Below are 15,087 nucleotides of genomic sequence, written 5' to 3'. Positions count from 1 at the left end.
TTTGAATATCTGTGTAGTAGGGCTTTTTTTATGAATAATTTTTATATTTGCAATATCCGTAGTTAAAAGCATGAAAAGTAATGATAACAATACAATGTAATATCCTTAGTGTCGTTTTTAATTTTTTCTGACAGCTAATGTTTTCTTGTCAAATTATCAGGGAAAGGGGATGCGTACAATGGAAGTAATATTCAGGAGATTATTTTTTACCGTAATGTTTTCACTAGTAGTCATGGGTGGTTTTTTTCTTAATGAAAAAGTTGTAGCAGCTCAGGGAATTAACGTAGCCGATACAATTGCAAAAGTTCAGGAAGTTCATGATGAAATAAGCGCTTTGGATCCTTCATTATTTGACAAGCCAAATGATCAGAATAAATTAACTAAAAAACTGAATAATGTAATAAACAAACTTGGAAATGATAAACATGACAAAGCATTGGATATACTGGAGAATGATATAGTAGATACATTAAATGGATGCGATATGATTGGAGAACCTGATGAAGACGATAAGATATTGGATTGTCTTTCCCAAAGTATAATTTACCCATTAGTAGTTGAATCAATTGATATGGTTGAAATACTTAGTTTTGAAGATAAAAATACGGTAATGTTACAGGATACAAGTCCCGGATTAGCACAGAATGGAAACATAAATATAAGTGGTAATGCTATAATTGGAGGCACTCTGGATACTACAGGTAACGTAAAGGTGGATACCGTAAACGAAATTACTACGCCAGTAGATGGAAATACCAGGGTATTAGTGCATGATACTGCTGATAACGTAATTAAATTTAAACCTGTACAGACACTTGCTATGCAGGGGCCACAAGGACCAGCTGGCATTAATGGAACAGATGGTTCAACAGGTCCTGTGGGGCCGATGGGTTTGCAGGGGCCTATGGGGCTCCAAGGACCTCAAGGTCCAGCGGGAGCTGATGGCGCAGACGGTACTCAGGGGCCTCAAGGTGATACAGGACCGGCAGGGCCACAGGGGCCAATTGGGCCAACAGGACCTGCTGGTGCTGACGGAGCAGATGGAGCACAGGGTCCAGAGGGTCCGGTAGGAGGAGTTGATAAGCAATTTGTCTATAATGACAATGGCACAGCAAAAGGGGCTGATGTACATTATGATAAGACAACAGGTTATGTTGGTATTGGAACTACAAGTACGGTGGCAAATTTACATGTTATGGATGATAGTAGTCAATCGTCTATATATATTGGTAACTCTGCAGCAGGAACAGCAACGTTAATTTTAGATGCATCGAACGGTGACGGTATGGGTAGTGACTATTTTGCTATTAGGCAAAATGATGATTTATCAGCATATCTTAAAACGAATAATTTTGCTGGCAATTTGTCTCTATGGGCCGGCTCAAATGTTAGCACTAATCAATTGGTTCTTAATACAAACACTAACGTAGGAATTGGGACGGCAAATCCAATTGCAAAATTAGATATTTCGGGCAACGTAAAAGTAGATACAGTAAATGATGTTGGCGTTGTTGATGTTAATACCAGGATATTAGTGCATGACACTGACAATATTGTTAAATACAAAACAGTTTCACAGCTTGCATTACAGGGACCTCAGGGTATTCCAGGACCTGTTGGGCCACAAGGGCCGACAGGTCCAGCAGGAGCAGATGGTGCTGACGGAACGCAGGGACTTCAGGGTATTCCAGGTATCCAGGGGCCAGTTGGTTTAACAGGGCCACAAGGTGAGCAAGGGTTTGTGGGGCCAGTAGGCCCTCAAGGAGCAGACGGAGATTCTCACTGGCTGCTTGATGGACTTAACACGTATTATAACGATGGCAAGGTTGGCATTGGGACTGGGTTACCATCACTTGGAAGGTTGCAAATTGAAGACGGTGCAAATCCTCAAATAGTATTAAAAAATCCAGACTCTGGTGGAGGATATTGGAGTATTGGTCAATCTGATACAGGCTGGAATTCTGGTGGTGGTAAATTACTCTTTATTCCTGATAGTACAAACTCTGCAAACGCATTTGTAACGTTTGACAACCTGGGCAAGGTCGGCATAGGAACGACGAATCCGTTGAGAAAGTTACACCTCTATGGACCTGATCAACAAACTTTAAAACTGGAAGGAACAGGTACACAACCCGCTGTTCTCCAAATTGAAAACTCTGGAGTGTCAGAAGGAATTATTATTGGTGTTGAGAATGATTCAGGAGGAACAATGGTCTCTGGATCTGGTGCATTCGATGGAGTTGCAGGTATGTGGAATGACCAACCATTTCATTTATTCACCAATAACAATATTGCTATGACCATTGATAATACAAGTAATATTGGTATAGGCACACTGAGTCCTGCAATGAAACTCCAAGTGAATGCTGATGGGACGGTCTTAGATAATAGCTGGCTCAGCGGTGCCGGGTATGGCGGTATGGGGATAGTGGAAACGGATGCCGAACTTAGGATTATTTCAACAGATGATGGTCAATATGGCTCAGCCATTGTATTTGGACAAGTTGACCTCTCCAATCCTTCTGATTTTGAAGATGCCTGGGGTATCTTTCGGGAGACAACTGGAGATGGACAAGGTGATGGCACTCTGAACTTTTCCTATGTGAATTCTTCAGATGTACATAATAAAGCCTTGTCACTTATGACTATTAAAACAGACGGCAAGGTCGGCATTGGCACATCAACCCCTGTTGCTAAATTAGATGTTTCTGGAAACGTAAAGGTAGATACAGTAAATGAGATTAGCACAGTTGATGCAAATACCAAGGTATTAGTGCATGACGCTGACAACATTGTTAAATATAAATCTGTTTCACAGATTGCTTTACAAGGGCCTCAGGGTATTCAAGGACCTGTTGGGCCACAAGGTCCGGCAGGTCCAGCCGGAGCAGATGGTGCTGATGGAACGCAAGGACTTCAGGGTATTCAAGGTATCCAGGGGCCAGTTGGCCCAACAGGTCCGCAGGGGCCTGAAGGACCACAAGGACCGTCAGGTGCAGATTTATTTGATCATCCTTGGACGCAGTTCGGAACAGATGTATACTATAATAGTGGTAATGTGGGCATTGGAACTGATAACCCGGTTGGAGTCTTAGAGTTAGAATTACCAAGTGCCAGTACAAACTATATTGGTAGCGTAAACCACCTGGTCCTATCAAATCCTGATCCCACAGTTAACAGCTTTGCCAGCATTCTTTTTTCTGGTGATAGTGGTGGCGGAAATTACGCTCGGATTGGTTCAATATTTGCCGATAAAACATCGCCAAGCCAAGATGCACATTTATTTTTTGCTACTACTAATGCAGGAACTCTTGGGGAGAGAGTAAGAATTTTAAACAACGGCAACGTAGGTATCGGCACGACGAGTCCAAATGAAAATCTACATATTTATGGTACCGATACTGGTCCAGACACATCACAGGCTGCAATTGCCCTTGAAATAACTGATCCAACCAAATACTCAATGGTTCAGTTTTTGGAAAACGGAACACAATCAGGGGCTATAACCGCCAGAGGCTCACAATGGCCTAGTAATCCTGATCCTAACTATTTATCTTTTTTTTCAGACGGAAGAAATATACCAGGAAATCCAGCAGGATTTGCATTCTTCATTTTTGCTTCCAGTTCGACAAGTCCAGGGGAAGTCATGAGAATAACAAAGGCCGGTAATGTCGGCATAGGCACGACAAGTCCTTCTTACAAGTTACATGTAAATGGTACTGCTTATGCAACGGGTGCAGCCGGATCTCTTTCTGATATTCGTCACAAAAGAAATATACTTCCTGTCTCTGAGGGCGCATTGGATATAATAGGAAAACTTAGACCAATTACATACGAGTGGAAGAATCCTGTTGACAATGGAATGAAAGGTACTCAAATTGGCCTTATTGCACAGGAAGTAGAAAAGGTCTTACCGGAGGTTGTTTTGACTCAAGATAATGAAGATCAGACAAAAGCTCTGAAGTATAACGAATTCATTCCTGTGATAATCAAAGCGATTCAGGAGGTTAAGAAGGAAAATGAAGCTCTCAAGACAAAGAACGAAGAACTCAGGGAGAAGCTTGCGGTTTTAACAGATCGACAGGAAGTCATCGAGGATATGCTCCTTGCATTATCAATCAAGCTTCCAAAGGAGAAGCTGGTAAAGTTTGATAATGTAGAATCGGATGAAGCACAAAACAACATCCAATAACGGTAAAAGAGGTGCTGATATGAAGAAGGTAAAAAGGAGGGGTAAGAAACGTAATGATTCTTATCCCTCCTTTTCTTAACATGTCGATGTACTCCTGTTTTGATACCTACCATACCCACATCCGATCTCACCAGTAATATTCCTGTGAACCCTGGTGTTAAAGAATCTGAAAATCCTTTTGTTGAGAGCAGACTGTGAATTTTACTAAAATGCAGCTATAATAAATAGTCTTTTGATAAAATCCATTCTTAACCTCCCACCTTCTTCTCGAAAAATACATTTATTCCCTCTTGTAAAAATTCAAAAAGAGGAAAGAAAGACATCACTCCAGTATTTTAACCTTTTTCCTGGTAAAAACAGACGGTTTGGCGTAACTTTTATTAAGGAAATGCTGGTAACGGCCATCCTGAACCTGATAACCCTTCTGTTTGGAAGTTGGGAAAAATACTCAGAGTATTATTTGACACTGCGGACGGGGCGTACATAGAGGTTTAGGTTAGTGAAACGCCAGATGACGTTGCCGGTCGCGAAGTTTACATTCCATGCACCACGAGAACCAAACCTGTCACCTGTCCATATCAAACGCTGCATTATGTCAAAAACAGGATCTATATATAAGAAATCATTGTTTACGCTTGATTCAAGCAATGATGCTGCTTCCTCCACAGTAGGCAACCGCCAATCATCACCGCCTGCATATCCCATGTTGTTGAGATCCTCAATCCAAGTCTTCGCATCCTCCCATTTCATATTTTTTTCAGAGCCCGACTTATGCCACATCAGGCCCGTGATATTATCTTGAACGACATCATCACCTTTAATTATCTTCAGTTCATAATCATTGATAAAATTTCCGGTTTCGTTACTAAGGAGATCAAAGAAATTGTATTCTTTCAGTATAGTCTTTACCTGACTATATCCCAGGTCACTATAAGATGAGCGCAAATTAACGGTTAATAACCCTACAATTTCATCATATCCCTTCTGCCTGGCTGTTGATAGAGCAGTAACACCATAATTATTTTTAACTGTTTTATCTGCACCTTTTTCCAGTAAGAGCTTTACTATTGAATTGTCTCCTTGCAGTGTTGCAGCCATCAGTGCTGTTGAGCCGTCAGTCGTCCTTCTATTTATGTCAACTCCAGCATTTAAGAGCGCTTCCACGATTTCTTTATGCCCACCGAATGATGCATACATGAGAGGGAACCACCCTTTCTTATCTGTCTTATTTTGGTCTGCTTCCCTGACTAACAATTGTTTCAGTAATTCAACATCGCCTTCTTTAGCAGCCTCAAGAATATCTCTGGTAATGAGCCCTTTTCCTTCCCGATCAGGTTCTCTCTCTGATACTTTACTGTTAGAAAATTTCACTTGCACAGTTAGTTTCTGAGCTTTAACTAACTGACCAGTAAAGACCAGGATTAAAAAAGAAACTATTATACGTCTAAAAACAGTGTTCAATATGTACTCCTAACAGGTTAATCTCTTTTTCATTGATCTTGCAGATAGAGAAAATTATCGGTTTATTCTACCATTTATCCTCTATTTTGTTTTGGAAAAATTATATCACTCTTTATTTTTCTGTATTTTCCGTTTAAGGGTATTTATATATTTTGTTACAGGAATTTCCTTTGGACAACATCGTGTACATTCGAAATGGTTCTCACAAGCCAAGACACCGTCGCCATAATCAAGAGACTTCAGACGTTCGAGATAACCTTTATCACGTGAGTCAAAAATATATCGAAATGCCCAAACGAGAGGTGCCGGACCTAAAAACGATCCGTTATCGCTTACTACCGGACATGCACCCATACAGCATGCGCATAAAATACACCTTATTGCTATATCAATCTTCCTGCTCTCTTCCGGTGATTGTTGCCTTTCTTTTTCAGGAGGTGAAGATGAATTCATTAAATAAGGTTTCACAGATCTCACTTTTTCAAAAAACGGTTCCAGGTCGACTATAAGATCTGTATTGAAGGCGTTAGTAGCGTCATCAATTTTTATATTTTCGTATCTTGCAATAAGCGAATCAATCGTTTCTAAAGATTTTGACAGTCCTTCTTTATTGCGAAATACGGAACAAAAGCTGGTCATTGTTTCCTGCATTTCATTTCGTATGTTCCATGTTTTTTCTCCGCTTGTCCTCTCTTTCAAACAATTTATTTTCGAGAGCGTATGATCTTTCGGTTTGTTCGGCAATGGAGTCCACTCAATATTTACCAGGTCCTTTAATATCTTTTTTCCAGTTCTGCGTCCAAATACCATCAGGTCAAGTAATGAATTACATCCCAGCCGATTAGCACCATGAACAGACACGCACGCGCATTCTCCCACAGCATAGAGGCCTTTAATATTTTCGTGATTTGAACCAAGCACCTGGCCATTCCGATTTGTTGGAATTCCCCCCATCATGTAGTGACAGGTAGGTTGCGTGGGAATCAACTCCTTTGCAGGATCAATTCCCATGTAAATTTGAACGAATGAAGAAATTTCAGAGAGTTTTTCAGAAATGCACTCTTCTCCAAGATGGGTAAGATCAAGATTAGCGCCTATTATGACTATCTCATGTTTAAACCGCATTTTTCTTTATAATGTGAAAGGTTTTTTTGCAATCGGTAAGTCTAATGCATTTATTTGACTATCTTTCAGAGTTGAACTATTTGTTCAATGTCACCTCAAATAGTTGAAAACAAGTCTTCGGTTTGTAAATTCGATGTTCTTCAGATAAAGCATCCAATCACTCACCCTTTATCTTCAATTCTCAAGAGCCTTTTTTATGGCAGAAACAACTCGCTTACTGAAAGGTTTTGTACTCGTTGAAAAACGACGTATTATTTGTCCGTCACGCCCAACCAGAAACTTTTCAAAGTTCCAGGAAATATCTCTGGAGGAGCTGCTTTCCCGAAGAAGATACTGATAAAGAGGATGTTGATTCGAACCTTTGACGTCAGCTTTCTTTAACATCGGGAACGTTACGCCGAAGTTAAGCTCACAAAACTTTTTGATTTCAGTTTCCGTCCCGGGTTCCTGCCTGCCAAACTGATTACAGGGCATTCCCAGGACCACCAAACCCTTTCCCTTATATTGTTCATAAAGAGATTGAAGCGTTTTATACTGAGAAGTATAACCACATTTAGAAGCGGTATTTACTATCAGAACGACTTTGCCTGTATATTCGGAGAGTTGATATGTTTTTCCCTCAATGGACTCTACTTCGATATCGTAAAACTGAGAACTTTCAACATTTTGAGCGAATGAAATAACTCCTGAAAACAACATGGTCAGAAAAAACATCAAGCTGAATTTTATCATATGTACCTCCCGCTTTAAAGTTGGTGCAATTTCTTTCTTTATCCATAAAAACATATATTTAAAAATTGCATTGTCTAACAGCTTGAATTATATTGCATAAAATGAATAGAGAAAAGCGAATTATTTGAATTAGAAGTGAAAATATTAAAAATTCTTCCTCTTATTGTAAAAAGGTTTCAGGAAATAAAACACATACCCTCAGGACATCTATGTGTCTGCCATTAAAACGAGACGATGTTTTTCCTTTCTTTGCGAACGCTTCAAATCTTGAGAGAATTACCCCACGCGAATTGTGTTTTTCTATTATTACTCCACAACCCATTACTATCAACGAAGGGGCCATAATTAATTACCAAATCCGTCTTTTTGGAATCCCTTTCAAATGGAGGACAAGGATTGCACTATGGGAGCCACCACATGTTTTTATTGATGAACAAATCCGCGGCCCCTACCGCCTGTGGAAACATACGCATCGTTTCATGGAATGCAACGGGTCAACTACTATTACCGATGAAGTTGACTATCGACTGCCCTGGTGGCCATTTGGAGAAATTGCTTATCCACTCATTTATCTATCACTCAAGAGAATTTTTTCCTATAGGCAGAAAATGATACGGCAGATTTTTACGGATTAATCTTTCGTCTTTTTCCGTTTTCTAATACTATTCATTTGAACTATAATACGATAATCACCAGTATTCTGTCCCTGGTTCACCCTTAAAGGGTCCGACAGTGGTACTGGTGACCCAGCCACCATAAAAACCGCCCGGCTGCGGTTCTACCCTTTCGCTATTTACAAAGCAGGCGTCCATCAGGCCCGGATAAAAAGCCACAAAATCCTTTATTGTGGAAAACCCGGGAGTAGGATCTGGATAATACCAGCAAGCTCTTTCAGCTCTCCTTTGCCCCACAGCGACACTGTAATAATATGCCTGGCCCTTCCATTCACAATATGATGTACCGGGGCATTGAATTATATATTGACGGTGAATATCCTCAGGGGGAATGTAGTAAACCGGCGGATGGCTAGTCTCGATCACACGCATTGCCCCTCTGGTATCAACAATGGCAACACCGTTAAAAACAACCTCGATATGGCCAGAAAATGCTTCCGGACGGGGTGGTCGAGGATAGTCCCAGACCGATTCCTGGCCGGGTCCTGGTTCGATACGATGTGTTTTCATGTCATTCTTCCATATTTATTGATTACCTCAATTTGTCTTACCCATTAATGATGTAATTCACGTATCATGTAATCATTCTTCATCCTACGATGACGATACCCAGGTAGCCGTCCACCGTTACTTCGTCTCCCGACTGTATTAACGTTGTTGCATCAGGTATACCGGTAACACAGGGTATACCATATTCCCGTGCAATGATTGCTCCGTGAATCAACATTCCTCCCCTTCTTTCTACAATAGCTGCTGAAAGAGGAACTACAAAGGTCATGCCTGGGTCAATGGCATCACATATGAGGATTTCGCCGGCCTTAAATTCAGATAAATCTGACGGGTCAATAATTACCCGGGCAATTCCCTCTGCTATACCGGGGCCTGCAGGTTGCCCGACGATCTGTCGTGCCTTCATCTTGAAGCCGGTTTGATCAAATGTCCTTTCACTGTGAGGTTTTTGAACTGATTCATTTTCGTGTAAGCTCTCAATAATGTTCTCAATATCAAGATTCCCTATTTTCTGTTTGCCAGATTTTTCCAGGCGTATTTTATACAGATCTACAGCCTGGAGTACCTGCGTTTTTATCCTGCTGAGATACACGTTATCATTGTCTCTCATCTGGTAACTTGCCCGCGCCAGATCCAGGATTTCTACAGCATAGGTGCGTTGTTCATCCTGAAAGTGTGAGAGGTAGTTGTTTTTGAGTGCCTCAACATTTCCGGTCTTCAATCTTTTCTTCGGGGCAGATTGCAATGCCAATTCCATTACCAGAGAAATAACAGACTTTGGATTACTTAAACAGTAAGAGGTGCCGAAGGAGATATCTCCATATTTTTCAATAAACTGATGAACCTCTTTCATAAGTTGTTCATCATCATAAATATTGTTTTTCAGTTTATCGGCAAGCCCTGAATTAGTTCTGATGTATAATGCCATCTGTTCTAACATCTGATTTCTCTCGGTACTCTCCATTTCAGTCGCTCCAAGGAGCTCCATAAATTCATAGGGATCAGAAGGGGAAACCGTATCATTATAAAAAACACCAAATAACCTGATTCCATGCGCAAACGGAATAAACTCCTTCCAGTACACTCCTAACCAGTATATCTTTCAGCCCTTCGATTAACCTCTTCAGCAAGTTCTGGATCAGAGAACTGGTGAAGATCCTGCTGACTCAATAGAGAGGCTTCCTGGATCATCGAGGGAATCAGATCTTCTTCAATTTTACGGCGAAGCAACTTCAGATTATCAAAACTCCTGTGTAGACTAAGGTACCAGGGTCGCTTGTCCTCATCTCCTTCTGCTTTTCCACTGGTTATGGGACGTGATTGGAGTGTGTAAAGTATGTTCCTGTTCCATGTCCATTCCACATCCTGAGGTGAACCGAAAACCTGTTCAGCTCGATTCACCAACTCAAACACCTTGTTCAATTCATCTGTAGTTAATGGTGCGGCTTTCGCCTCTTCCGAAGATAAGGAGTTCAATTGTACCCCCTCTTTCATCGGTACAATTGCTTTGCTTCTCTGGACCGGTGTGTCCTAAATTGGAGAAAAAAGTTAATAACTATGCAATGTGTCTTCCTGGATGCCGAAAGCATCAAAAATAATTTTTTGTCTTTTGGATAATTCGCTGAGAATCGGATCGTTTTTCTCTATGTGAGTGATTTTTAATTTTTTGAGTTCAGCAAATAATTCTTTTACTGTGTATTTGTTAAATAACTTCTTTTCCTTCATAACTCTTGATGCTTCTGCATAGATAATCAACGCAACAAATTTTATAAATAAACGGCCATCGACATTATATTGACTATGTGCTCGCAACCTATCTCCATTCATTTCATTTTTGTATATATCAAACATTTTTTCAACCTGATCTTTTTGGCGATAAAGATTTAATACTTCCGCTTTGTCCATTTGTTGTTTGTTTGTTATTAACACAAAGCTTCCCATTTTATAAATAAACGATTTTATCTTTTTTGCATTTTTTTCTATCCGCAATGTCGTTTTATTCCATTTAAAATAATCTCTGTATTTTTCTGGAATATTTAACTTTCTATATTTCAGGTATTCCTTAAGCACTTTAAAACTTTTATCCTTAAACTTCTCCTCGTATTCGAATAATACTGAGAAAAAATTATGTTTTTGTTCTACTTCAGATTTTTCATTGAAAAAAATATGTGCGTCAAATTCGTTTCCATCAAATTCAAAAGGTCTTTGCTGGTAATGCAGTATCTCTTCATTGAATTTAAAGGCACTGGAAAGATCTGACAATAATCGTTTATTTTTTTTTATTAAAGTCTTTACTTTTTTTAAGCTAAAAGGCAGTGGCTGAACAAAGGACACTTTGCTTTTGCTGTTATTCATTTCCAATACATTTGCTTTACTAAAGAAACCTCTATCCAGCACAAACAAAATGTCTTTTAGCTTGAATACTTTCAAATACTCAACGCAGTTCTTTAAGGTAGTAACATCTACAATACTTCCAGGGTATAAATTGTAATAAATGGGTAAAGAGTGATTGTGGCAAAATGTTACTCCCATATTTAATTGAGGTAGATTCTCTTTATCACGATTGTAACCCCATTCTATAAAATCAACGTTTGTAGAGTAGCTGGAAATAGAAGTTATATCGTAAAATATCCCGCTGATTGGCTTTAAATGTTCTATCCATTTTTGAACAAACTCTACCCTTTGTGATTGCGATCTTCCCAAAATATCACACAGTTTTGATATGTCAGGAGAATACATCTTTTTAACTCTCGGCAAATTATGCTCATCAAGCCAATAAGGAAACAGGTACAAGGCCGAGGCTTCTATAATTTCATAAAATGCTAATGCTAATATCTCTTGATAGTTATCAGGAAAGAGAGATTTTAAAATCTCCGTCAATCCAAGCTTGTCTGATAAAAATCTTAGCAAAAAGACGTTGCCTTGTCCTTTTGAGACCAAACTGGAACGGATTTGCTTGGTTTTATCCTTATTTACGTTCCGTTTTGGACCGATATAGGTTCTTCGTTGACGTGATTGCTTTTTTGCTTTATCCCAGTAACTTTCTACCTTGTAGAGGTATATCCTACCTTTTATTTTCTGCTCTACAGTATAAGCCATAGTATTAACTATTTAATAACTAGTAAATAGCCGTATAGTACGGTATATACAGTATTAATGCAAATATTAATTCATGGTTATTAACTATTTCTCCAATTCAGGGTGTGTGAGATACGACCCTTCCTGTTTCCCGCTCAAGTATCCATCTGTCGGGTTCTACCGTACCGTCAACCAGGCCACCACAGCTGCACTATATTCTGTTCCGTGTAAGAGATATTTATTATAATAGAAGAGTGTCCTTCTGTCATTTATAAAGAATGGATTATAAATGATATAGAGAAAAATGAAGGGCATGTACATTATTTTCAGTATCTTTTTTCTCCGTGTTTATTTTGTCCAATTTTGAAAAAATTACCGTATTAATGAGGAAATGTAATGATTGATTCCAGAAACTCATGGCTGTTAAACGCTGCACTTATTGTTTCGTTTGGATCTGTTCTGATGTTGTCTGTTATTCACCAACAGATGGCATACGGGTATGAGGAAGCTGATGTACAAAGGCTGATCAATACAAATAATTGCAGAGATTGCGATCTTCAAAGTGCTGATCTGAGCAGCTTCAAGCTGGATCGTGCCTTTCTGAGATATGCAGAAATGCAGAAGGCAAATCTGGAAGATGCAGATTTGGCCTTTGCCGACTTTATTGCCGCTAATATGCGTGAGTCAAACCTGAAGGGTGCTAACCTGGAGGGCGCAAATTTTATGCACACCAAACTTGAGGGTGCAAATTTGAGTGAAACCAACCTGCAGAGAACTGATATGAGAGATGCGCGCTTGAGTGGTACCAATCTAAGCAATGCAGACGTGCAGGGTGCGGACTTCATGTGGGCGAAAGGTCTTACTAATAAACAGAAAGCATATCTCAGAAAAAATGGGGCAAAAAATGTACCTGAATAAATACTCTACAATCCTTTTGTTTACCAGTACAAAAGTTGTAAATCGACTACAATCAGATAAAAACTTAAAATACTTACCAGAGACTGGAACGCAATCCTGAAAAGGGTTCTTCCAGCGGTTTCATCTTGTAATCAAGGTAAATGAAAACGGTTGGCAGGGAGAACTTTTCAGGGTTTCATTGACAAATATTCTTTCACTGAAAAAAATGAAATTTGTTTCCGGAAATATTGAAGTCTATCGTGACATGCATGTATCATGCGAAACAGTATGGAATGTGATTACCGATACAAAACGCTGGATTGAATGGGGACCATCGATCATAGCGGTTGATTGCAAGGACAGATATATTCGGAAGGGAGTTCGGGGAAGAGTACAAACTGCTCTCGGCTTATGGGTTCACTACGAAATCACTGGATTTGATGAAGGTAGATACTGGTCCTGGCGTATTTTCGGTATTCATGCCACGGGTCATCGAATCGAACAACAGGAAGGGGATAAATGCCGTCTCATATTTGAGATGCCTTTGTTCGCAGCCCCATATGCTGTTGTGTGCAAAACAGCTTTAAAGCGGATTGCCCAAATAGTAGAAAAACGCGATATCCTTTGAACAGATATATATTGTAGTCTTTACAATCAAGAAGAATTCGGAATGCATACAGGCAAATACCAATAACACCATATCTTCAAGAGAATTTCCAATATGTTATTATAAACTGCTCAATCTATTAATACCCTTGTAATTTGAGGAACCAATAATATAGAATATATGTTTAATCACATAAAGAACGCTTTAACTAATGTAGAAAGAACAGCATAATATGGCTGAAAAAATCAAAATTGGAATAAGTTCCTGTTTGCTGGGAGATAAAGTACGTTACGATGGAAATCATCAGCTGGACAGGTTTATCACTGATACACTCGGCCAGTACTTTGAGTTCATCCCTATATGTCCTGAAGTAGAGATTGGTCTTTCAATACCCAGAGAACCGATGCATCTGTTCGGGAGTGCTGAAACTCCTCGCCTCTTGACCATTAAAACCGGCATAGATTACACGGAAAGAATGTCAACGTGGGCAGAAAGAAAGCTGAAAAAACTTGAAAAGGAAAATCTGTGCGGTTTTATCTTCAAGAGTAGATCACCAAGCTCTGGCATAAGGAGTGTCAAAGTGTATACCCCATCGGGTGGTGTAACGAAAACGGGTAAAGGCTTATTTGGAGGGGCTTTTATTAAGCATTTTCCTCTGATCCCGGTAGAAGATGATGGAAGGCTCCATAATCCCCGCTTCAGAGAAAACTTTATTGAGAGAATGTTCGTATTAAAACGATGGCAGAAATTAAAAAAGAAAGGTGCCTCCATGAAAGGCCTGATAGATTTTCACACAGATCACAAGCTTCTTATTATGGCACACAGTCCAAAACATTATTCACTCCTTGGTACCTTAATAGCAAATACCAAAAAAAATAAACGTGAAAATCTGTTCTCAGAATATATCAGAAATCTAATGGAAGGCCTCAAACTGATTGCAACGGTAAAGAAGAATACCAATGCGTTACAACATATTCAGGGGTATTTTAAAAAACATTTAACCTCTGACGAAAAACAAGAGTTGCTTGGAACCATAGAAAGTTATCGTAAAGAATTTATACCCCTTGTTGTTCCTGTTACCCTGCTTAACCACTATGTGAGAAAATTCAATATATCTTATCTGGAAAGACAATACTATCTGAAACCTCATCCAGTGGAACTAATGTTGAGAAATCATGTTTAAATAGAATCACACATAACTTTCCACTTTAAAAGGGAGTTAAAATACCATGGCAAGAAAAGTTACTCAGACAAAACAAAAGGAAACAAAAAAAAGTATCGACATGAAGGAAGAGATAATACGGTACTATATTGATTATGTAATTGATTTTGCAAAATTCTATATTAAAAGCAGGACCTGAATTACTATGAAAGAACAATCAAAAATACCGGTTTCTAAAGTTCAGAGAGCATCGCGTGTACTTCAAACGGGTGTTAAGGTAGGAGGCAATTATCTTAAACATTATGGTAAAACAGTTTTCTATAAAGAGGTCAACAAAAGCAACCTTCACGAAGAAAATGCTGAAGACATCTACAATACGCTGAGTGAATTGAAAGGCAGCGCTCTAAAGGTCGCCAAAATGATGAGCATGGATAAAAACATGCTCCCAAAAGCTTACCAGAACAAATTCGCCATGGGACAATACTGTGCGCCACCATTATCATACCCATTGGTTATAAAGACATTTAAAAAATATTTCGGGAAAGAACCGGATCAAATTTTTGATACATTTACCAAATCGGCAATAAATGCAGCTTCCATAGGACAGGTTCACCAGGCAACACTTAATGGCAGAAAGCTGGCGGTAAGG

At 39.3% G+C, this 15,087-nt stretch carries 14 protein-coding genes; 7 read left to right on the top strand and 7 right to left on the bottom strand.

Annotated elements, in window-relative coordinates:
* The first annotated feature begins 178 nt into the window (after window positions 1-178).
* Window positions 179-4,192: a tail fiber domain-containing protein gene (locus tag SCALIN_RS23530; protein WP_203415568.1), complete on the top strand. Its 4,014-nt coding sequence runs from the start codon at window positions 179-181 to the stop codon at window positions 4,190-4,192.
* A 456-nt stretch (window positions 4,193-4,648) separates the two neighbouring features.
* Here SCALIN_RS23530 and SCALIN_RS18640 read toward each other — a convergent pair whose 3' ends face one another.
* From SCALIN_RS18640 to SCALIN_RS18630, 3 genes are all read right to left on the bottom strand, one after another.
* Window positions 4,649-5,653, bottom strand: coding sequence for an ankyrin repeat domain-containing protein (locus SCALIN_RS18640; protein ID WP_096895958.1), 1,005 nt, complete (start codon window positions 5,651-5,653; stop codon window positions 4,649-4,651).
* Window positions 5,654-5,758: 105 nt separating this feature from the next.
* A complete protein-coding gene (locus tag SCALIN_RS18635) occupies window positions 5,759-6,778 on the bottom strand; it encodes an FAD-binding protein (RefSeq protein ID WP_096895957.1) in 1,020 nt (339 codons plus the stop codon).
* 174 nt (window positions 6,779-6,952) lie between these two features.
* Window positions 6,953-7,477: a glutathione peroxidase gene (locus SCALIN_RS18630; RefSeq protein WP_203415571.1), complete on the bottom strand. Its 525-nt coding sequence runs from the start codon at window positions 7,475-7,477 to the stop codon at window positions 6,953-6,955.
* 242 nt (window positions 7,478-7,719) lie between these two features.
* Between SCALIN_RS18630 and SCALIN_RS18625 the strand changes: the two genes are divergently transcribed.
* On the top strand, window positions 7,720-8,145 hold the full coding sequence (locus SCALIN_RS18625; protein ID WP_096895956.1) for an SRPBCC family protein: 426 nt from the start codon (window positions 7,720-7,722) through the stop codon (window positions 8,143-8,145).
* Window positions 8,146-8,199: 54 nt separating this feature from the next.
* Here SCALIN_RS18625 and SCALIN_RS18620 read toward each other — a convergent pair whose 3' ends face one another.
* The 4 genes from SCALIN_RS18620 to SCALIN_RS18605 form a co-directional block, all read right to left on the bottom strand.
* Entirely contained in the window at window positions 8,200-8,694 is a 495-nt protein-coding gene (locus SCALIN_RS18620) for a DUF427 domain-containing protein (RefSeq protein ID WP_096895955.1), read from the bottom strand.
* A gap of 79 nt (window positions 8,695-8,773) precedes the next feature.
* A complete protein-coding gene (locus SCALIN_RS18615; protein WP_096895954.1) occupies window positions 8,774-9,778 on the bottom strand; it encodes a PEP-utilizing enzyme in 1,005 nt (334 codons plus the stop codon).
* 2 nt (window positions 9,779-9,780) lie between these two features.
* Window positions 9,781-10,188 carry a PEP/pyruvate-binding domain-containing protein gene (locus SCALIN_RS18610; protein ID WP_096895953.1) on the bottom strand — a complete coding sequence of 136 codons (408 nt, stop codon included), beginning with the start codon at window positions 10,186-10,188 and terminating at the stop codon, window positions 9,781-9,783.
* Window positions 10,189-10,242: 54 nt separating this feature from the next.
* Window positions 10,243-11,793 (bottom strand): IS1634 family transposase, encoded by a 1,551-nt coding sequence (locus SCALIN_RS18605; RefSeq protein ID WP_096893517.1) that lies wholly within the window; start codon window positions 11,791-11,793, stop codon window positions 10,243-10,245.
* A 375-nt stretch (window positions 11,794-12,168) separates the two neighbouring features.
* On the opposite strand from SCALIN_RS18605, the gene SCALIN_RS18600 reads away from it, so the two are divergent.
* The 5 genes from SCALIN_RS18600 to SCALIN_RS18585 all read left to right on the top strand — a co-directional run.
* Complete coding sequence (locus SCALIN_RS18600) at window positions 12,169-12,690, top strand: pentapeptide repeat-containing protein (protein WP_096895952.1); 522 nt, start codon at window positions 12,169-12,171, stop codon at window positions 12,688-12,690.
* A 178-nt stretch (window positions 12,691-12,868) separates the two neighbouring features.
* Window positions 12,869-13,297, top strand: coding sequence for an SRPBCC family protein (locus SCALIN_RS18595; protein ID WP_133112042.1), 429 nt, complete (start codon window positions 12,869-12,871; stop codon window positions 13,295-13,297).
* A gap of 211 nt (window positions 13,298-13,508) precedes the next feature.
* The gene (locus tag SCALIN_RS18590; RefSeq protein WP_096895950.1) at window positions 13,509-14,459 is read left to right on the top strand and encodes a YbgA family protein; all 951 of its coding nucleotides are present in this window, start codon (window positions 13,509-13,511) and stop codon (window positions 14,457-14,459) included.
* A gap of 46 nt (window positions 14,460-14,505) precedes the next feature.
* Entirely contained in the window at window positions 14,506-14,637 is a 132-nt protein-coding gene (locus SCALIN_RS23525) for a hypothetical protein (RefSeq protein ID WP_261341048.1), read from the top strand.
* A gap of 6 nt (window positions 14,638-14,643) precedes the next feature.
* The coding region (locus SCALIN_RS18585) for an AarF/UbiB family protein (RefSeq protein WP_133112040.1) at window positions 14,644-15,087 on the top strand (444 nt) is incomplete at its 3' end.

The organism is Candidatus Scalindua japonica (genome assembly GCF_002443295.1).
GTDB lineage: Bacteria > Planctomycetota > Brocadiia > Brocadiales > Scalinduaceae > Scalindua > Scalindua japonica.
The sequence above is the reverse complement of the archived record's forward strand: the minus strand, read 5'-3'. Positions and strand labels throughout refer to the sequence as shown.

What these genes read in the sequence shown, in the direction of transcription:
- SCALIN_RS23530 (WP_203415568.1), top strand. Translation starts at nt 179, where the DNA reads ATGGAAGTAATATTCAGGAGATTATTTTTTACCGTAATGTTTTCACTA.
- SCALIN_RS18635 (WP_096895957.1), bottom strand. Translation starts at nt 6,778, where the DNA reads ATGCGGTTTAAACATGAGATAGTCATAATAGGCGCTAATCTTGATCTT.
- SCALIN_RS18630 (WP_203415571.1), bottom strand. Translation starts at nt 7,477, where the DNA reads ATGTTGTTTTCAGGAGTTATTTCATTCGCTCAAAATGTTGAAAGTTCT.
- SCALIN_RS18625 (WP_096895956.1), top strand. Translation starts at nt 7,720, where the DNA reads ATGTGTCTGCCATTAAAACGAGACGATGTTTTTCCTTTCTTTGCGAAC.
- SCALIN_RS18620 (WP_096895955.1), bottom strand. Translation starts at nt 8,694, where the DNA reads ATGAAAACACATCGTATCGAACCAGGACCCGGCCAGGAATCGGTCTGG.
- SCALIN_RS18610 (WP_096895953.1), bottom strand. Translation starts at nt 10,188, where the DNA reads ATGAAAGAGGGGGTACAATTGAACTCCTTATCTTCGGAAGAGGCGAAA.
- SCALIN_RS18605 (WP_096893517.1), bottom strand. Translation starts at nt 11,793, where the DNA reads ATGGCTTATACTGTAGAGCAGAAAATAAAAGGTAGGATATACCTCTAC.
- SCALIN_RS18600 (WP_096895952.1), top strand. Translation starts at nt 12,169, where the DNA reads ATGATTGATTCCAGAAACTCATGGCTGTTAAACGCTGCACTTATTGTT.
- SCALIN_RS18590 (WP_096895950.1), top strand. Translation starts at nt 13,509, where the DNA reads ATGGCTGAAAAAATCAAAATTGGAATAAGTTCCTGTTTGCTGGGAGAT.
- SCALIN_RS23525 (WP_261341048.1), top strand. Translation starts at nt 14,506, where the DNA reads ATGGCAAGAAAAGTTACTCAGACAAAACAAAAGGAAACAAAAAAAAGT.